This is a genomic window from Streptomyces sp. NPDC053079 (assembly GCF_044546695.1).
Classification (GTDB): Bacteria; Actinomycetota; Actinomycetes; order Streptomycetales; family Streptomycetaceae; genus Streptomyces.
In genome coordinates, this window is the sequence record NZ_JBITZJ010000001.1 from 757,909 (window position 1) to 776,843 (window position 18,935).

Annotated in this window: 11 protein-coding genes; 7 read left to right on the top strand and 4 right to left on the bottom strand. The window is 74.8% G+C overall.

The annotated features are described in order from the left end of the window. Positions 1 to 12: 12 nt before the first annotated feature. Positions 13 to 792 carry a 4'-phosphopantetheinyl transferase family protein gene (locus tag ACIGXW_RS02900; protein WP_399569121.1) on the bottom strand — a complete coding sequence of 260 codons (780 nt, stop codon included), beginning with the start codon at positions 790 to 792 and terminating at the stop codon, positions 13 to 15. A 418-nt stretch (positions 793 to 1,210) separates the two neighbouring features. Here ACIGXW_RS02900 and ACIGXW_RS02905 point away from each other — a divergent pair, with 418 nt between their 5' ends. From ACIGXW_RS02905 to ACIGXW_RS02925, 5 genes are all read left to right on the top strand, one after another. Continuing rightward, complete coding sequence (locus tag ACIGXW_RS02905; protein WP_399569124.1) at positions 1,211 to 4,081, top strand: AAA family ATPase; 2,871 nt, start codon at positions 1,211 to 1,213, stop codon at positions 4,079 to 4,081. Positions 4,082 to 4,105: 24 nt separating this feature from the next. Continuing rightward, positions 4,106 to 6,877: an AAA family ATPase gene (locus ACIGXW_RS02910; protein ID WP_399569126.1), complete on the top strand. Its 2,772-nt coding sequence runs from the start codon at positions 4,106 to 4,108 to the stop codon at positions 6,875 to 6,877. Continuing rightward, on the top strand, positions 6,874 to 9,627 hold the full coding sequence (locus tag ACIGXW_RS02915) for an AAA family ATPase (protein WP_399569128.1): 2,754 nt from the start codon (positions 6,874 to 6,876) through the stop codon (positions 9,625 to 9,627). The genes ACIGXW_RS02910 and ACIGXW_RS02915 overlap by 4 nt, the downstream gene beginning before the upstream one ends. Before the next feature lie 278 nt (positions 9,628 to 9,905). After that, on the top strand, positions 9,906 to 11,102 hold the full coding sequence (locus ACIGXW_RS02920; protein WP_399569130.1) for a cytochrome P450: 1,197 nt from the start codon (positions 9,906 to 9,908) through the stop codon (positions 11,100 to 11,102). Positions 11,103 to 11,200: 98 nt separating this feature from the next. Then, positions 11,201 to 12,838 (top strand): GMC oxidoreductase, encoded by a 1,638-nt coding sequence (locus ACIGXW_RS02925; protein WP_399569133.1) that lies wholly within the window; start codon positions 11,201 to 11,203, stop codon positions 12,836 to 12,838. Positions 12,839 to 12,904: 66 nt separating this feature from the next. Here ACIGXW_RS02925 and ACIGXW_RS02930 read toward each other — a convergent pair whose 3' ends face one another. The 3 genes from ACIGXW_RS02930 to ACIGXW_RS02940 form a co-directional block, all read right to left on the bottom strand. After that, the gene (locus ACIGXW_RS02930; protein ID WP_399569135.1) at positions 12,905 to 15,043 is read right to left on the bottom strand and encodes a PIG-L family deacetylase; all 2,139 of its coding nucleotides are present in this window, start codon (positions 15,041 to 15,043) and stop codon (positions 12,905 to 12,907) included. 280 nt (positions 15,044 to 15,323) lie between these two features. Next, positions 15,324 to 16,055: a response regulator gene (locus tag ACIGXW_RS02935; RefSeq protein WP_399569137.1), complete on the bottom strand. Its 732-nt coding sequence runs from the start codon at positions 16,053 to 16,055 to the stop codon at positions 15,324 to 15,326. Further along, a complete protein-coding gene (locus tag ACIGXW_RS02940) occupies positions 16,052 to 17,323 on the bottom strand; it encodes a sensor histidine kinase (protein ID WP_399569139.1) in 1,272 nt (423 codons plus the stop codon). Before ACIGXW_RS02940 ends, ACIGXW_RS02935 begins: the two co-directional genes overlap by 4 nt. Before the next feature lie 176 nt (positions 17,324 to 17,499). On the opposite strand from ACIGXW_RS02940, the gene ACIGXW_RS02945 reads away from it, so the two are divergent. Next, complete coding sequence (locus ACIGXW_RS02945) at positions 17,500 to 17,724, top strand: hypothetical protein (RefSeq protein ID WP_071963783.1); 225 nt, start codon at positions 17,500 to 17,502, stop codon at positions 17,722 to 17,724. Positions 17,725 to 17,841: 117 nt separating this feature from the next. Next, positions 17,842 to 18,876, top strand: a complete 1,035-nt coding sequence (locus tag ACIGXW_RS02950) for a hypothetical protein (protein ID WP_399569142.1) — start codon at positions 17,842 to 17,844, stop codon at positions 18,874 to 18,876. The last annotated feature ends 59 nt before the right edge of the window (positions 18,877 to 18,935 follow it).

The window sequence follows — 18,935 nt, forward strand, 5'->3', positions numbered from 1 at the left end:
CGGGCCCGTGGCTCAGGCGGTGAGGCCCTCCGGGGCCAGCCGCCTGACGTCGTAGCGGCTGTCGAGCTCGCCGCGGACCGCCGCCGCGGCGTGCCCCGCGCCCACCGGCACGTCGACGATGGTCCACCCGGCCGGCCACTTCGGGGTGCCCGGACCGCCGTTGCCCAGGTAGTCGAGGTCGGGGGAGCGGCCCAGCCCCGTGCCCAGGCCCTTGAGATAGGCCTCTTTGCGGACCCACAGCCGGGTGAAGACCGCCGCCCGCCGCTCCGGCGGCGCCGCCATGATCTCGCGGCGCTCGTCGGGGTGGAGCGCCTCGGCGACGTCGCTGACGGTGTGCTCGGCGGGCAGCTGCTCGGTGTCCACGCCGACGGGCGCCGCGGCGACGCCGAGCAGGACGAGCTCGCCGCCGTGCGAGAGGGAGAAGTGCGGGGCGCCGGGCGCGTCGACGGCGGGCCTGCCGTGCGGCGCGCCGCAGCAGGGGCACGTCTCGCGGGTGAAGCGCACCTCGGCGGCCGGTACGTCCAGGTAGGCGCCGAGGACCTTGCGCAGCATCAGGTGGGCGGCGGTGTACACGGCGCGGTCGGCGGGCCGGACGAAGGAGGCGGCCCGCTCGCGCTCCCGCTCGTCGAGCGGGGCCGGGTCCAGGGGGTGGGCGGCGAGCCATGCGGCGGGTGTGTGCAGCAGCCAGAGGTCGAGCGTCCCCTCGTGCGGCGCGTCCAGGGTCCGCGGCCAGGGGACGTCGAGGCCGGTGCCCGGGCGGAGGGTGCCGGCGGGGTCCACGTGGAGGTGCACAGGTCGCTCCGGTCTGTCGGTGGCGGCCGGGCGGTGGCGGCCGCGACGGATACCCGGCCGGGGCAGCGGTCGGCGGGGACGTACCCGGCCGGACGGGCAGAACGCCGCAGCGTACATCAGTCATATGTCTGCCGGATATCAGCCTCAGGTAAGGCGTGCATTTTCGGGCTCTATCTATCAAGAAGGGTAATTGCGTTGACAAAGGCAGTCGCTGGGGTACGCCTTCTGGGCAGGCGGTTACCCGGCGTTTCCCCTTGGCCGACGGTGCTTGGCATTCTGGCTCAAACGTGATGGGTCCTCCTTAGGGGTACTGTTACCGTCGTTTCCGATCTTGATCGTGCAAGTCGGCCTCCGAAGGGCCGTGTCCTGGCACGTCGGTCAGGAGAGGTCCAGTGTGGCTTCACGAAAGAGGAACGCCATGGCGGTCACCTTCGATGCAGGTCAGGGCGGTCCCCGGCGCCCGGCCGGCCGTTCCGTCGAGCTGAGCGGCCTGATACGGCTGGCCGTGCGGGCCCGCGAGGGAACCGCCCGGGCCGTCCTCGTACGAGGCCCCGCCGGCATCGGCAGGACCACCCTCCTGGGCGCCGTCACCGACCGCCTGCGCCCCGCCGGGTTCACTGTCCGTCACCACACCGGACGCCCCGGTGGCGAGCGACTTCGCGACTGCCGTGGAGTGAACGCCCTCTTCGGACCGGCGTCGCCGGCCACCCCCGGATCCCCGGACGGCCTCCCCGCCCAAGGCCCCCACGACGCCTACGCCGCCCACCGCCGGGTCTACGGACAGGCCGTGGAACTCATGGCCGAAAATCCCCTGGCGCTCGTGCTCGACGACGCCCAGTGGTGCGACGAAGCCTCCCTGAGATGCCTCGACTTCGTCCTGCGCAGGGCCTCCGCCCGGCCCCTGTTCGTCCTCCTGGCGCAGCGCACCGACTGCGACGGCCCCGGCACGGGCGTCCTCGCCGAGATGCTCGCCCAGGACCGCCTGTCCCTCGTCGAACTCGGCCCCCTCGGCCCCGGCGCCACCGCCCAGCTCGTCTCCCGCGCCCTGGGCCCGGGCCCCGACGAGCGGTTCGTCGCCCGCTGCGCGGACGTCACCGGCGGCAACCCCCAGCTGCTGCACCGCCTCCTGGCCCGGCTGCGCGAGGCCGGGGTCCGCCCCGACGCCTCGGGAGTGCACCGGCTCGAGGCCGCCGGCGAAGGCGTCGTCGCCTCCACCGTCCCCGAGTGCCTGGCCGGCCAGCCCCGCCCGGTGCGCCGGCTCGCCCGGGCCCTCGCCGTCCTCGGCCACGCCGACACCGACCTGCTCACCGCCCTGTCCGGAGTGAGCGGAACGCGCATGACCGCCGCCATGGACGCCCTGCGCCGCCACGAGGTCCTCGTGCCCGCCGCCCCCGGCACCCCCCTGACCATGTGCGACCCCGTCCGCACCGCGGTCCTCGCCGACCTGCCCGCGCCGGAGCTGGAGGAACTGCGCGCCCGCGCCGCCCGCATCCTCAACGACACCGGCCGCCCCGCCGCCGACGTGGCCGACCAGCTGGTGCTGCTGGCCGAACTCGACGAGCCCTGGATGCTGGACGTGCTGCGCGACGCCGCCGCCGAGGCCCCGGGCCGCGCCGCCGCCGAGGCCGCCGTCCGCTATCTGCAGCGCGCCCTGGCCGCCGCCCGCACCGAGGCCCAGCACAAGGACATCCGCGTCGAACTGGCCAGGGCCTGCGCCCGCGTCGCCCCCGCCATGGCGCTGTGGCACCTGCGCGCGGCCCTCGACGCCGCCACCGGCCCCCTCGACCAGGCGCCCATCGCCGTCGAATACGGCCTGGCCGCCCTCAACACCAGCAGGGCCCCCGAGGCCGTCCGCATCCTGGGGCGCGTCCTGGACGGCCTGCACACCGCCCTGGGCGCCGAACCCGCCCCCGCCGCACGGGAGCTGCGCGCCTCCGTCGAATCCGCCCTCCTGGTCACCGCCGTCAACGAGAAGGCGGCCATGACCGCGGTCCGCGAACGGGCCCGCTCCTGGCCCGTACCCGACGGCGACAGCCCCGCCGAACGCCGTCTGCTGTCCGCCATGAGCACCTACGCGGCCCTGGACGGCGGGAGCGCCCACGAGGCCGCCTCGCTCGCCCGGCGATCCCTGCGGGTCGAGGAGACCGCGCCCTCCGGCTGGTGGGTGCTCGGCTCCTCCCTGGTCCTCGGCCTCGCCGACGAGGTGGACGACGCGCTGGCCGGCCTGGAGCGGGCCCTGGCCGGCAGCCGCACCCGCTACGAGCCGCGCATGCACGTCGCCGCCCTGGCCGGCCGCTCGCTGACCCTGCACAGCGTGGGCGACGTCACCGGCGCCGCCCGGGACGCCCGGGCCGCCGTCGACATCTGCGAACACGGCGAGCGCACCGCCGGCTCCCCGCTGCCCCACATCGCCCTGAGCACCGCCCTGCTCTCCCAGGGCAAGGCCCGCGAGGCCGCCGCCCTCCTCGAGCCGCTGGGCCGCGCGGGCGCCGACCGGCACATCTGGGAGTGGCACCACTACCTCCACACCCGGGGCCGGGTGCTGCGGGAACTCGGCGACCTCGACGGCGCGCTGGAGCTGTGGCTGCGCTGCGGGCGCAGCCTGGACGAGGCGGGCGTGACCAACCCCGTCCTCGCCCCCTGGTGGCTGCCGGCCACCACCACCCTCGTCCGCCTGGGCCGCATGGCCGAGGCCATCGGCATCGTCGAGCGCGCCGAGGAGCACATACGACGCTGGGGGACCCCCCGCGCCCACGGCATCGGCCTGATCGCCGCCGCCGTGGTCGCCGACGGCCGGATCCGGGTGGACCGGCTCGCCGAGGCCGTGGACGTCCTCGCCGATTCCCCCGCCCGCCTGGAACACGCCAAGGCCGCCTACCAGCTCGGCCACGAACTGCTCGCCCGCGACGACGCCCGCGGCGCCCGCCGCAACCTGCGGCAGTCCATCGAACTGGCCACCCGCTGCGGCTACCACGCGCTCAGCGCCGTCGCCCGCACCCTGCTCGTCACCGCCGGCGGCCGGATGCCGCAGATCGCCGCCAGCCCGCTGGACTCGCTCACCGACAGCGAGCGCCGGATCGCCACCCTCGCCCAGGGCGGCATCAGCAACCGGGAGATCGCGGAGGCGCTGTTCATCACCCCCCGCACCGTCGAGATGCACCTGACCAACGTCTACCGCAAGCTCGACGTCCGCGGCCGTGCCGACCTGCCCGGCGGACTGCGCGCCGGCGGCCCGCCCGCACCCCACCGCCGGGGAGCGCCCCCCGGCGTCCCCGCGCCCAGCCACTAGCATCGAAGCCACGAGGAGAGACGGGTGAAGTCGCAGGTGTCAGACGAGCGCCCGCCCAGACGCCCCCCGGTCGGCGGCCCCTGCACCACCCCGCCACTCATCGAACGCGACCGGGAACAACGGCTCTTCGGCGAACTGGCGGCCGCCCTGGGCGCCGGCCGTTCCGCCCTGGTCGACGTCCACGGCGCCCCCGGCCTGGGCCGCAGCACCCTGCTGGAGCACGCCGCCGACCTCGCCCGCGAGGCCGGCGTCCGCGTCGCCGCGGCCCAGGCCTCCTGGGAGGAGACGGACCTGCGCCTCGGCGTCGTCGCCCAGCTGACCGCCGCGCTCGCGCCGGCCGTGGTGGACCTGCCGCCCGCCCACGACCCGCGGCCCCGCCCCGGGCTCACCGCCGAGCTGTGCCACGCCTTCCTCCGCGCCGCCCGCACCCACCCCCTGATGATCGTCGTCGACGACGTCCAATGGGCCGACACGCCCTCGCTGCGCTGGCTCCAGGCCCTGGCCCGCCGGCTGTCCGCCGCCCCGCTGCTGCTGCTGACCGCCCGCAGCACCGTCACCCCGGCCGGACCCGACGACCGCGTGGAGGTACGCACCCTGGACGACGGACGGGCCGTCGCCCGGCACACCCTCGACCTCTCGCCTCTGTCGGCCGACGGCGTGGGCCGGATGCTGGCCGACGCGTTCCGCGAGCCCGCCGAGCCGGCCTTCCGGGACGCGGCGGCCCGCGTCACCGACGGCAACCCCGCCGTGCTCCGCGCGGTCGCCGCACGGTTCGCCCGGCACGGCTGGAAACCGCGCGTGGACCACCTCCCGCACCTGACCGACAGCGCCGCCGAGGTCGTCCGGGAACGCGCCGCCAGAACCCTGACCGCCCTCCCCGGCGAACTGCTCGACGTCCTGCGCGCCATCGCCGTCTGCGGGCCCGCCGCCACCGCCGACACCGTCGCCGCCGTCGCGGCACCCCGGACCATGAGCACCCGCCGCGCCCTGGAACTGCTGTGCGGCACCGGCCTGCTGACCGGCCCCGACCGCCCCGCCTTCCGCGAGCCCAAGGCCGCCGACGTGGTCCTCGCCCGCATGAGCGCCGAACGCCGCGAGGAGCTGTACGCCCGCGCCGCCGAACGCGCCCAGCGCGCCGCCGTCCCCGACGGCGCGCTCGCCGGCATGCTGCTCGGCGCACGCGTGCTCGGCGCCTCCTGGGCGGTGGACGTCCTGCGCCGGGAAGCCGCCCGCCACCGCGCCACCCGCAGACCCGCCGAAGCGGCCCGCCTGCTGCAGCGCGCCCTGCGCGAACCCATGGCCCCGCACCTGAGAGTGCGCACCCTCGCCGAACTCGCCGCCGCCGTCCTGCCCTCCGCGCCCGAGGCCGCCGACCGCCACCTGCGCCAGGCCCTGCTCACCCCCGCCGACGCCGCGGCCGGCCCCGCCTGGGTACGCGCCGCCGACCTGCTCGTCGCCCGCGGCGACGTCGGCGCCGCCCAGCCCCTCATCGCCCAGGTCGCCGCCCGCCCCCAGCTGCGCGCCCCCGAACAGGCGGCGCTGCGCGCGCTGTACTGGCTCAGCGAACACGGCCAGTGCGATACCGCCCACGCCCTGGACCGGCCCCCCATGCCCCCGCTCGCCGACCACCCCGAGCACCCCGCGGAGGCCGCCGTCGCCGCCTGGCGCGCCGCGCTCCAGGGCCGCGACATCGCCCGCACCCGCCGGCTCGCCCGCACCGCCCTGGCCCCGGCCGCCGCCGGCACCACCCCGCTGGCCGCCCAGGCCGCGGCCTGCTGCGCCCTCGTCCTCGCCGACGACTTCACCGCGGCGCACGCCGGACTCGACGCCGTCCTGCTGCGCGCCGAACACGCCGACGCCCGCGCCGTGGCCGGCGCCACCCTGGTCATCCGGGCCCTCGCCCGGCTGTACGAAGGACGACCCGACGAGGCGTCCGCCGCCCTGGACCGCGCCCAGGAGCTGATGCCCCCGCACTGCTGGCACCCCCGCATGACCTCCCTCCTCGTCGCCCTGAAGGCACTGATCTACCTGGAGAACGGCAACGTCCCCAACGCCGAGCGGTCCATCGGGCTCGCCCGCGCCGACTGCGCCGAGGGCGGCATCGGCTGGGCCTTCCTGCTCTACGCGCGTGGACGCACCCGTCTGGCCGCCGGACACCGCGACCGGGCCCTGGCCGACCTGCTGGAATGCGGCCGCCTCCTGCTCGCCCGGCAGGCGGCCAACCCCGCCCTGCTGCCCTGGCGTTCGGCAGCGGCCGCCGCCCGCGGTTCCGATCCCCACGACGGCACCGCCGCCGCCCTGCTGGCCGAGGAACGCCGCCTCGCCCTGTCCTGGGGCGCACCCGGCGTGCTCGCCAGGACCCTGTTCGCCACCGGGGGGACCGGCGGCCCCGCACTCCTGCGCCCGGGGACCGCGACACCGGCCGGCTGGCAGTACCGGCAGGCCCTCGTCGCCCTGGCCACGGCACCGCTCTCCGGCCCGGACACCATCGGCCCCCTGCTCAGCAGCCAGGTCCGGGCCGGCGAAGCCGAGGCGCCCGGCCCCGAACACCCCCCGGCCGAGGACACCGCCCCGCCCGCCCGCACCCCCGCACCACACGGCGCCCTCACCGGCGCCGAACTGCGCGTCGCCACCCTGGCCGTCCAGGGGCTCGCCAACCGGGCCATCGCCGCCGAGCTCGCGGTGACGCCGCGCACCGTCGAACTCCACCTGACGAAGGTGTACCGCAAATTGGGCATCCGAGGACGCCCCGAGCTGGCCGACGCGCTGGGACGCGCACCGAGGGAGAACCCATGACACCCCTGCTCGACCGGCGGCACGAGCTGGACCTGATCACCGCGGCCCTGGAGGCCGCCGAAGCCGGTGCCGGCGGCTCGCTGCTGGCCGTGACCGGCGGCATGGGCATCGGCAAGAGCGCCCTGCTGCGGGCCCTGCCCGCCCTCGCCGAGCGGCGCGGCATCCAGGCGCTGACCGCGAGCGGCGCGGCGCTCGAACGCGACTTCGCCTTCGGCGTCGTGGCCCAGCTCCTCGAACCCCTGCGGCCCGACGCCCTCCTCGACCCGCCCGGCGACGACCCGCACGGCGAACTCCTCGCCCTCGTCGCCGACCGCAGCGCGCACAGACCCCTGCTGCTGCTCGTCGACGACCTCCACTGGGCCGACGTGCCCTCCCTGCGCTGGCTCGGCTACCTCGCCAAACGGCTGACCAACCTGCGCGTCACCGTCGTCGTCGCCGTCCGCGAGGGCGACCCCGGCGCCGAGGAACCCCGCATCCACGACATCACCGACCGCGCCGCCCACATCCTGCGCCCCTGCCCCCTGAGCCCCGCCGGCACGGCCGCGCTCGCCGCCGACCGCTTCGGCCGCCCCGCCGACCCCGAGTACACAGCCGCCCTCCACGAGGCCACCGGCGGCCACCCGATGCTCCTGAGCGCCACCCTGACCGCCCTCGCCGGCACCGGCGACCCCGTCGCGGCCCAGGCCCACAGCGTCCGCGCACCGCGCCTGCCCGCCCTGCGCGACCGCCTCGCCGTGGCGCTGCGCTCCCAGCCCGGCCCCGTACAGGAGCTGGCCAAGGCCCTGGCCGTCCTGGACGAGGACACCGACCCCGAACTCGTCGGCCGCCTCGCGGGACTGGACGACACGGGCCGCGAGGAGGCCGCGCGCGGACTGCACCGGCTCGGGCTGCTCGCCGACGGACCGGACCTCGCCTTCGTCCATCCGGCCGTGCGCGACGCCGTCGAAGAGCTGATGACGCCCGCCGAACAGGAGGACATCCACGTCTACGCCGCCCTCCTCCTGCACAGCGGCGGACATCCAGCCGAACGGGCCGCCGCCCAGCTCCTCGCGGCGACCTCCTGCCAGGACGCCTGGGCCGTCCAGGTGCTGCGGGCCGCCGCGAGCGCGGCCCTGCGCCGCGGAGCGCCCGAGGACGCCGCCCGCTACCTGCGCCGCGCCCTGCTGGGCAGCGCGCCCACCGGATGCGAGCGGGCCGCCCTCCTCGTCGACCTGGCCACCATCGAGCGGTCCTTCGACCCGCCCGCCGCGGTCCGGCACATCTCCCAGGCCCTGCTGCTGCTCCCCTCCGCCGCACAGCGCGCCAAGGCCGCCGTCCGCATCCCCCCGTCCCTGCTCGGCAGCTCCCCCCGGCCCACCGTCGAAGCGGTCTCCGGGCTCGCCGCCGAACTGGGCGACCCCGGGCTGCTCACCGGAGACGACCGCGAGCTGGCCCTGCGCCTGGAGGCGCGGCTGCGCCACGTGGCCGTGGTCGGACCGGGCCAACTGCCCCTGTGCGCCGACCGCCTGCGGACCATGGGACCCGCACCGCGGCTGTGCACCGCCGCCGAGCGCGAGCTGGTCACCGTGCTGCTGCACGGCACCACCATGTCGCAGGGCATGTCCGCGGCGGAGGTGGCGCCGCTGGCCAACCGCGTCCTGCAGTACGAGCCCGCCTCCCCCGAGCACGCCCACACCGCCCTGCCCCTGCTGACCAACACCCTCATCGCCGCCGACTCCCTCGAGGCCATCGGGCCCTGGCTCGAGACCGCGCGCGACCGGGCCCGCCGGGACCACGCCACCGTCCCGCAAGCCGTGACGGCCGTCGAACTCACCCATGTCAGGCTCGCCCAGGGCCGCCTCGCGGAGGCCCGGGCCTGCGCGGACGAGGCACTCGAACTGGGCGCGGCCGACTGGGCGACCCTCCAGGGCATGACCGCCGTTGTCATGCTCGCCATCGAGAGCCGCGACAGCGAACTGGCCCGCCGCCTGCTGGCCTTCCGCCGCGAGGGCGCCGACCACGGCTACCGCCCCTCCTCCCTCCAGCTCATCCGCGGCTCGTCCGCCGCCCAGCGCGGCGACCTGCCCACCGCCCTGGAGTACTTCCTGGACTGGGGCCGCTCGGCCGAGCGCGCCGACTGGCGCAACCCCGCCGTCTTCCCCTGGCGGGCGTGGGCCGCGGGGCTGCACTACCGCATGGGCGACACCCACCGGGCCCACGACCTCATCGAGGAGGAGTACGCCCGCGCCGTGGCCTGGGGCACCCCCGTCGCCATCGGCCGCGCCCAGCGCGTCAAGGGCGCCCTCACCACGGGGGAGCGCGGCATCGAGCTGCTGCGCGAGTCCGCGGCGACCCTGGCGACCTCCGTCAACGCCATGGAGCGGGCCCGGACCTCCCTGCTGCTCGGCCGGCGGCTGCTGCGCGCCGGGCTGTCCGAAGCCGAGACCCAACTGCGCCTGGCCCGCGACCAGGCGCTTGTCTGCGGTGCGTCCTGGCTCGCCGAGGGAGCCGACCGGGAACTGCAGAACTTCGCCAGCTCCACGGCCTCGGTCGCCGTCGCCGCACTGACCCGCACCGAACGGCGCGTCGCCGGGTTCGCCGCGCACGGGGCGTCCAACAAGGAGATAGCCGAGTGGCTGGAGGTCAGTTCGCGGGCGGTGGAGAAGCACCTCACCCACGCCTACCGGAAGCTGAACGTGGCCGGCAGGTCCCAGCTCGCCGCCATGGCCCACCTGCTGCCCAGCTCGGCCGCGAACCCCGGGCGCCCCTGACCCCCGCGGCGGCCCCCGCCCTCCCCGGCGGACCGTACCGAACCGTACCGAACCGAAGTCCCGGCCGGTCCGGGGGAACCGAACCCCCGCGTCGGCCCCCACAGGGTTAACGCCGCCGGCGTTCGAAGGCGTTGACAGCCTTCTCGGCGCCTCCATACGGTCGTTCCGGCGGCTGACAGCGTTGTCTCGGCGCGCCGTGAACGACTCGTGCGTATGTGAAGTGCCGTCGGCAGGGCCGAAGAGGAGTCCGGGCGGCGCGCTCCCCTGAAAGGCGGGACATGACCCAGGGCGTGCCGGTGGCCTTCCCCACTGCTCGCGGGAACGCTTTCGACCCGCCGGTCCCGGCCCGGGAATCCAGCGCGAAGGAGCCGCTCACCCGGCTGCGTTTCGCCGACGGCCGCCTCGGCTGGCTCGCCACCGGGCATTCCACCGCCCGCGCCGTGTTAACCGACCCCCGGTTCGGCGCCCGGGGGGAGAACGGGCATCCGGCGGTGCCGCGCGCCGTCACCCTGGCCGAATTCCCGGCCGCCCCGCCGGGCATGCCCCTCCGGCCGGAGAACCTCGAGCACCAGCGCTACCGCACCCTGCTCGCCGGCCAGTTCACCGCCCACCGCGTCCGCCGCCTCACCGAACGGACCGAGAAGGCCGCGGGAGAGCTGCTGGACGCCATGGAGCGCGCGGGCTCCCCGGCCGATCTCCTCGCCCACTACGCCCTGCCGCTGCCCGCCCTGCTGATCTGCGAACTGCTGGGGGTGCCGCACGCCGACCGGGAGCGCTTCGGGCACGACGCGGCCGTCTGGAGCGGCCACGGCACCTCCGCCGAGGAGATCACCGCCGCCTTCGCCTCGCTCGGCGCGTACCTCCACCGGCTCGTCGAGCTCAAGCGCGCCCGGCCCGGCGACGACGTCCTCAGCGGCCTGATCGACGCCGACCCCGCCCTCACCGACGAGGAACTGGCCGCGCTGGCCTTCCTGCTGCTGCTCGCCGGCCACGAGACCACCGCCCACCAGCTCGGCCTCGGCGTCTTCGCCCTCCTCGGCGCTCCGGACCAGCTCGCCGCGCTGCGCGCCGACCGCTCACTGACCGACGGCGCCGTCGAGGAACTGCTGCGCTATCTGAGCGTCGTCCACCACGGCCCGACCAGGGCGGCCCGGCAGGACGTCGACGTCTGCGGCACCACGGTGCGGGCCGGCGAGGTCGTCGTGGTCAGCCTCGCCGCCGCCAACCGCGACCCCGGGCGGTTCCCCGACCCCGAACGCCTCGACGTCACCCGCGACGCCACCGGCCACCTCGCCTTCGGCCACGGCATCCACCGGTGCCTGGGCGGACAGCTCGCCCGCATCGCGCTGCGCGCCGGCCTCACCGCCCTCCTCGACCGCTTCCCCGGCCTGCGCCTGGCCGTACCGGCCGCGGAGGTCCCCCTCCGGCACGACGCCCAGGTCCACGGCGTCCTGCGGCTGCCGGTCGCCTGGTAGCGGCGGCCCGCCCGCCCGGCCCCACAGACCACCACGCTTCACCAAGGCCGCACCCCCGGCGGCCCGTCAGCAGTATCCGAAAGGTCAGGTATCCCCGCATGGTCATGAACCAGCACCTCTCGCGCCGCCGCCTGCTGGGCATGGCGGCCCTGAGCGCCGCCGCCCTCACCGGAGCGACGACGATCAGCACCGCCTCGCGTGCGCACGCCGCCACCAGGGCGGACGACGGCTCCTTCGTGCCGGCCGTGGTCATCGGCACCGGCTACGGCGCGGCCGTCTCCGCGCTGCGCCTGGGCGAGGCCGGCGTCGAGACGCTGATGCTCGAGATGGGGCAGCAGTGGGACAAGCCGGGAGCGGACGGCAACACCTTCTGCAACATGCTCAAGCCCGACGAGCGCTCCAGCTGGTTCAAGAGCCGTACCGAGGCCCCGCTCGGCTCGTTCCTGTGGTTCGACGTCGTCAACAAGAACATCACCCCGTACGCGGGTGTCCTGGACCGGGTCAACTTCGACCAGATGTCCGTGTACGTCGGACGCGGCGTCGGCGGCGGTTCGCTGGTCAACGGCGGCATGGCCGTGGTACCCAAGCGCTCGTACTTCGAGGAGGTCCTGCCGCGGGTCGACGCCGCCGAGATGTACGACCGGTACTTCCCGCGCGCCAACTCCACGCTCAGGGTCAACCACATCGACAAGGGCTGGTTCGAGGACACGGAGTGGTACAAGTTCGCCCGCGTCTCGCGGGAGCAGGCCGGCAAGGCCGGCCTGGGCACCACCTTCGTCCCCAACGTCTACGACTTCGACTACATGCGGCGCGAGGCGGCCGGTGAGGTGCCGAAGTCCGCGCTGGCCACCGAGGTCATCTACGGCAACAACCACGGCAAGCTCAGCCTCGACAAGACCTACCTCGCCTCGGCCCTGGGCACCGGCAAGGTGACCATCCGCACGATGCACACGGTCAAGGCCATCGGCCGGCAGCGCGACGGCTCCTACGTCCTGACGGTCGAGGAGAAGGACGCCTACGGCAAGCGGCTCGCCACCAAGCAGATCACCTGCACCTATCTCTTCCTCGGCGCCGGCAGCCTCGGCTCCACCGAACTCCTGCTGCGCGCCCGCGAGACCGGCGCGCTGCCCGACCTCAGCGGCGAGGTCGGCGCGGGCTGGGGCCCGAACGGCAACATCATGACGGCCCGCGCCAACCACATGTGGAACCCCACCGGCGCCAAGCAGTCGTCGATCCCCGCCCTGGGCATCGACGACTGGAACAACGCCGCCGCCCCCGTCTTCGCCGAGATCGCCCCCATGCCGGCCGGCCTGGAGACCTGGGTCAGCCTCTACCTGGCGATCACCAAGAACCCCGAGCGCGGCACCTTCGTGTACGACAGCGCCAACGACCGGGCGAACCTGCGGTGGACCCGCGACCAGAACACCCCCGCGGTCAACGCCGCCAAGTCGCTCTTCGACCGGATCAACAAGGCCAACACGACGATGTACCGGTACGACCTCTTCGGCAAGCAGCTCAAGAACTTCGCCGACGACTTCTGCTACCACCCGCTCGGCGGCTGCGTCCTCGGCAAGGCCACGGACCTCTACGGCCGGGTCTCCGGATACCGCAACCTCTATGTGACGGACGGGTCCCTCATCCCGGGCTCCATCGGCGTGAACCCCTTCGTGACCATCACGGCCCTGGCGGAGCGCAACATCGAGCGCATCATCCAGCAGGACGTCTCGGCGTCCTGACGAACGCGTCCGCCGTCCCCGCCCGGTCGCGTACCGGGCGGGGACGGCGGACGGCGGCCGACGTGCTTACGACGTCTGCAGATCGCTCAGGACGCTGCCGTCGTGCGCGACCCAGTCCGTGAAGGCCGACGCGCCCGTGCCCCTGCCGCGGGCGCTGCTGAGCCGGCCGTCCATGCCGAGCACGACCACGACCGGGCGCCCCTTGGCGTCCTGGGCGATGCCGGCCGTCCCACGGTGCGGCACGCCGCCGTCCTGCCAGGGGCCCGGGCGGCCCGCGCCGGCGGACAGCCGCATCATGCCCTTGCCGTCGCGTGCGGCGAGCACCGTGGTGCCGCCCACCTGGGCCAGCGCGACCCGGCCGTAGCCCGCGATGGACCGGCTCTGGGCGGTGACCCGCCAGCCGCCCTCCGCCTGCCGGTCGGCGATCACCACACGGGCGGTGGCCGGCTGGCGCACGGCCAGGCGCACGCCCCCGCCGGAGAGCGGGGCCAGGGTCAGCGGTCCGGTGGCGGCGGGCAGCCGGGTCGGGCCGGCCGGCTCCAGCGGAGCGCCGGGTCCGGCGGACATCCAGTGGTGGACGGTCTTGGTGTCGGCGGCGACCACGTGGACGCGGCCCTTGGCGTCGACCACGGCGTCCAGGCCGTCCTCCACCCGTACCGGCCGGTCCGCGTCGGTGGCCAGTTCCTCCCACTCCGTCCAGTCCCGGCCGCCCGCGCCGGAGCGCACACTCACGCCGCCGGCCCAGTTCTTGACGAAGACGTGGACGGTGCCGTCCTGCTCCTCCACCGCGACGGGGTAACCCATCTCCATCGACCGCCCGGGCTCGTCATCGGGCGCACCGAGCGACTCCCAGGAGCCGAAGGACGGGGCGCCGCCCGGCGTCGCGCCGGTCTGTGCCGCGGTCACGATCTCGCGCCGGTGCGCCGAGTCCGGCGTCGGCAGGACGGTCCGCACCGAGAACAGCCGCAGGGTGCCGTCGGCGCGGCGCAGGGCCTGGATCTGGCCTTCGAGCATGGAGCCGCCGGCCGGTACGGCCTTGGACCAGATGCCGTTGCCGGCCCTGGTCTCGGTCCAGCACTGCGCCTGGCCGTCGAGGATCGCGAAGGCCGCGAGCCGGCCGTCGGTGAGCGGCTGCACCCACCGCTGGGTTCCGGTGGCCCGGTGGCGGAGGTTGTCCGACCAGCGGGTGTCCTTCGAGCGGTTGCCCACCTTGCGGTCGCCGCAGCCGGCCGGGTCGCCGCAGTCCCTGCCGTCGGCCCAGCCGTAGATGTCGAGAATCTCGATCTTGTGGGCGGTGGTGGCCGCGTCGAGGCTGTTGGGCAGCGTCGCCACCTCGTAGCCGACGTAGCTGTCCACGGCCGTGGGCCGTGCGTGCTTGCGACCCCAGTACTGGGCCAGGGCGGCCTGCGCGAAGTGGGCGGAGGCCGTGTGGTCCTGGTGGTCGTGGGTGGATATGCCCTGCAGGACGGGCGGGGTGTCGGCGTAGTGCGGCTGCTTCGGCAGGTGCGTGGGGTTCGGGTCGAGGGTCCGTACGACCGTCGGCTGGTAGCGCTCCAGCACGGCCGTGAGGGAGTCGACGACCTGCTGACGGCTGTACTGGAAGGTGCGCTCGACCGGGCTCGCGGCGGGCACGAGCGTGGTGAGGCTCGGGGTGGCCCCGAGCCACAGACCGCGCAGGCTGTCCTTGCGCGGCGCCCGCATCACCCGCGCCTCGACGAGCTCCATGAAGATCAGCTGGACCTGCGGGGCGGCCTTGAGGGTCTGCAGCTCGACCTCGAAGCCGGGCACGAGCGTCGTCTTCTCCACCGTCCACGGGCTGCGCCAGTCGCCGGTGGCCATGTGGGCGGTCGCCTCACGCAGGCCGTTGATCCGCGCGCGGACGAACTCGGCGCGCTTCTCGGGCAGCTGGGCGTAACCGGGGCTGCGGCTGAGGGCGTTGCGGCCGTCGGACTCGCCGCCGGTCATGCAGACGGTCACGGCGGGGGCGCCGCTGCGTATGGCCTGCTCCAGCTCCGGGTTCATGAAGTACAGGGAGTCGTCGGCGTGGGCCATGATGTGGACGAACGACTCGGAGAGCGCGGCCTTCGCCGGCCGCGCCGAGAACTCCTTGGAGCTGCGGCCCCCCTGTGCGTCGGGGGCCAGCCACTGCCAGGCACCCACCGCGCCCGTTCCGACGACCAGGCCGCCACCGGCCGCTTGGAGCATGCGCCGACGCGGTATTCGCCCTGGCACAGGCGTATCTCCCATCCCCTGCGCCAAGTGAGCGCGGTAGTACGCGGAAGCGGGCGATTAGCACTTAATCGCCCGCTGATCAAGAGTTCGATCTTATGATCCGCAACCCCCTGTTTCCCTGCGGTCGTGTAACAGCCGTGCCACGGCGAGGCATAGATTCCCAGGCAATCGGGCAACGCGATGCCCGGTGCTGTGGGGTCACTACCGTGGGTTACGACGGGTCCCGCTGGTGGGGCGTGCGGTGTCGGGCGGCTCAGTCCTCGGCGTCGTCCAGCTCCCCCGCGTCATGGACGAGCAGGGCGATCTGCACACGGTTGTTCAGACCGAGCTTGGTCAGGATGCGCGAGACGTGCGCCTTGACCGTCGCCACGCTCATGTACAGCGCGGCGGCGATGTCCGCGTTGGACTGCCCGCGGCCCACGGCCACCGCGACCTCCCGCTCCCGCTCGCCCAGCCCGGCCAGCCGGGCCCGCGCCCGGCTGCCGCGGGCGTCCTGCCCCCGCTCCGTGACCTGGGCGATGAGCCGGCGGGTCACGGTGGGGGAGAGGACCGGGGCACCGGCCGCCACACGGCGCACCGCCTCCACGATCTCGGCGGGTGGGGTGTCCTTGAGCACATAGCCCGCCGCGCCGGCGCGCAGCGCCCTCAGCACGAGCTCGTCCGCGTGGAAGGTGGTCAGGACGATCACCTCCGGGGCCCGGTCGCGCCCGCGCAGCCGCTCGGTGGCGGCCAGCCCGTCCATCGACGGCATGCGGATGTCCATCAGCACCACATCGGGCTCGAGCCGGTCGACGAGCGCGCCGACCTCGCTGCCGTCCGCGCCCTCGCCCACGATCCGGATGTCCGCGAGCCCGCCCATCATGAACGACAGCCCGGCCCGCACGAGCGGATCGTCGTCGACCAGGAGCACACGGATCGGCGGAGCTTGCGCCTCGGGCGGGGCCCCGGATCCTGCGGGAGACTGCGGTGGCGGTGACGCGTTCATGGCCGCCACGGTATCCAGCCCCGGAGCAGGAAACCGCCGCCGGGGGCGGGGCCGTGTTCCAGCCGTCCACCCGCCAGGGCGGCCCGTTCGGCAAGCCCGATCAAGCCTTGTCCGGAACCGGGGACGGTCGGGGCCCCGTCCTTCGCCGCCACGCTTGCGGGGTTGCCCACCTCGACCGTCAGCCCTCTTTCCGGGGAACCTTCGACGACAACCGTGACCTCACAACCGGGCGCGTGCTTACGGGCGTTGGTCAGACCCTCCTGCACGATCCGGTAGACAGTGCGGCCCGACGCGGCCGGCACGGCCGCCGGATCGGCGACCCGCTGCTCGAAGACGACCGCCGCCCCCGCCTGCCGTGACTCCTCGACCAGCCCCTCCAGCGCCGTGAGCGTGGGCTGGGGCCGGCCCGGGTCGCCGGCGTCGGCACCGGTGGGTGCCCGCAGCACACCGATCACGTCCCGCAGCTCCTGCAGCGCCTGATGCGCGCTGGCGCGGATCACCCCCGCGACCCGCGCCACCTCCACGGGGCTGGCGTCCGCCCGGAACTCCAGCGCTCCCGCGTGCACGCACAGCAGCGACAGCCGGTGCGCCAGCACGTCGTGCATCTCCCGTGCGATGCGCTCCCGCGCCTGCCGCTGCGCCCGCTCGGCGCGCAGCGCCGCCTCCTCCTCGGCCCGCAGCGCCCGCTCGCGCAGCGACAGCAGCAACTGCCGCCGGGAGCGTACGAACATGCCCCAGCCGATCGGGGTCAGCACCAGCAGCGTCCCGATGACCGCCGACGCCATGAGCGTCAGATCGCGGTCGGGGCGCACGACGGCCGAGACCAGGGTGCTCACCAGCGCGAGCGCGCCCACCGACGCGGTCACCTTGAAGGGCCGGTGGACGGCGACGGTGAAGACCGCCACCAGCATCGCGCCGGCCGAGGGCGGAGAGACGGCGTTCACCGCCGCCAGCGCCACGGCCAGCCCCACGGGCCACCGCCGGCGCGTCCACAACGCCGTGACCGCGAGGGCGCCGAGGATCTGATCGGCGAGGAACACCGACGCGGAGGTGTGCGGATCCGCGCGCAGCGGCTCGGCGGCCAGCAGCCCCACCACCGCGGCCACGGCGAGGCAGAGGATGTCGACGGCCCAGTCGCGCACCGTGCGCCGGGAGCGGCCCGCCGCCGCGCCGCTCCCGGCGGGGTCCACGACGGCGGACGGCAGCAGCCACCCGTACTCCTGGCCCGCCGCGCGCCCCGCATCCCCGGTCGTCTTTCCGCCGCTCATGCCCTCAATCTACGGACCGGACGGCCTCCGCCGGCCCTTCGCGCGGCGACCGTCGACCAAAGTCGGGGAGGCCGAGACTTTGGACGCGGGCCACCCGGCTGCGTGGCTCCTTCCGTCGCGGCCGTACAGCCCTCCGGCCGACGACCGGGGCCGGGTGGCCGGACCACGATGGCGGCATGAAGAAACTCTTCGAGGGCCTCGGCGTCCTCCTCGCGCTGCAGGGCCTGGCCGGCATCCTCCACGACACCACCGGCTGGTTCCGGGACTTCGGCCTCCTCCGTCACCTGGGCTTCCTCCACGGCTACGAGATATACGCCGGCGGGGTGCTCGTGGTGCTGGGCGTGGCCCTCGTCCTGGCCTCGGACGCCGCCGGGCGGGCCGAGGCCCGCAGCCGTCGCTGACGGCGCCGGCACGGCCGATATCGCGCCAGCTCATTCCGCTCTGTGGCCTTCCTGCCGGGCGTGGCTAAGTTGGAGCCCGGCGCGACAACTCGGCACATCGACGATCGAGGAGTTTGCATGCCTGTCTCCACCGCTCCCGGCACCAAATGGGGCAACTGGACCAACCTGCAGGGCTCCGTACACGGCGAGCCCTCGGCAGCCCTCAACTCCGACAACCGCGTCCAGGCCTTCGTGCAGGGCGGGGGCAACTCGCTGTGGACGATATGGGAGACGCGCGACCGGGGCTGGTCCTCGTGGCTGCGGCACGAAGGCGCGCGGATCGCGGGCGCGCCCAGCGCGATCCGCGGCAGGGACGGACGGATCCGCGTCTTCTACCGCACCCCGGACGGCCATCTGGAAGTGGTCACCCAGGGCGTCGTCAACGGCGGCTTCGCCCCGCCGCAGCGCATCGTCACCAACATCGGGGGCGACCCGGCCGCCGCGCTCAACTCCGACGGCCGTCTGCAGATCTTCTTCCGGGGCACCGACGGCGCCCTGTGGTACACGCGCAACCAGGCGCTGAGCTATGAGTCGTACACAGCCCCCGCCTCGCTGGGCGGCGCGATCTTCGCGACCCCCTCGCCCGTTCTCGACGGCTCCGGACGGATCGTCGTGGCCGTCAGGGGCGCCGACGACACGCTGCACACCATTCAGCAGAAGGCGTCGAACGCAGCCGACGCCTGGGACGCGTTCCAGCGACAGACCACGGGTGTGACCAGCCGCCCCTCGGCGATCGCGGACGCCGCGTCGCGGGTGCACATCTTCTACCGGGGGTCCGACGGCTCGGCCTGGCGCGTGGGACAGAGCGACGACTACGACAACTGGCAGCGCTCGGCCTCGCTCAAGGGGCAGATAACCGACCGGCCGACCGCGTGCCTGGGGCAGGACGGCCGCATCACCGTCCTCGCCAAGGGCGCGGACAGGACGCTGCTGGTCACGGTGCAGACGTCGGCGAACGGCGCCGCCTATGAGGAGTTCCGGTCGCTCGACGGTGAGATCGGGGACGTCCACGTCAGTCCGGTGATCATGAACCGGGTGGGGCTGCTCTATGTCTTCACCCAGGGCTCCGGACCCGAGCGCAACCTCTGGCTGCAGCGCCAGAACTGGGCCTAGGAGCAGGAGCGCGGCGAGGCCCGGCCCGGCCTCGCCGCGCAGACCCGGCCGGCTCCGCC

Coding starts and splice junctions, on each gene's coding strand:
- ACIGXW_RS02950 (WP_399569142.1), top strand. CDS start 17,842: ATGCCTGTCTCCACCGCTCCCGGCACCAAATGGGGCAACTGGACCAAC.
- ACIGXW_RS02940 (WP_399569139.1), bottom strand. CDS start 17,323: ATGAGCGGCGGAAAGACGACCGGGGATGCGGGGCGCGCGGCGGGCCAG.
- ACIGXW_RS02930 (WP_399569135.1), bottom strand. CDS start 15,043: ATGCTCCAAGCGGCCGGTGGCGGCCTGGTCGTCGGAACGGGCGCGGTG.
- ACIGXW_RS02925 (WP_399569133.1), top strand. CDS start 11,201: ATGGTCATGAACCAGCACCTCTCGCGCCGCCGCCTGCTGGGCATGGCG.
- ACIGXW_RS02905 (WP_399569124.1), top strand. CDS start 1,211: ATGGCGGTCACCTTCGATGCAGGTCAGGGCGGTCCCCGGCGCCCGGCC.
- ACIGXW_RS02935 (WP_399569137.1), bottom strand. CDS start 16,055: ATGAACGCGTCACCGCCACCGCAGTCTCCCGCAGGATCCGGGGCCCCG.
- ACIGXW_RS02945 (WP_071963783.1), top strand. CDS start 17,500: ATGAAGAAACTCTTCGAGGGCCTCGGCGTCCTCCTCGCGCTGCAGGGC.
- ACIGXW_RS02915 (WP_399569128.1), top strand. CDS start 6,874: ATGACACCCCTGCTCGACCGGCGGCACGAGCTGGACCTGATCACCGCG.
- ACIGXW_RS02920 (WP_399569130.1), top strand. CDS start 9,906: ATGACCCAGGGCGTGCCGGTGGCCTTCCCCACTGCTCGCGGGAACGCT.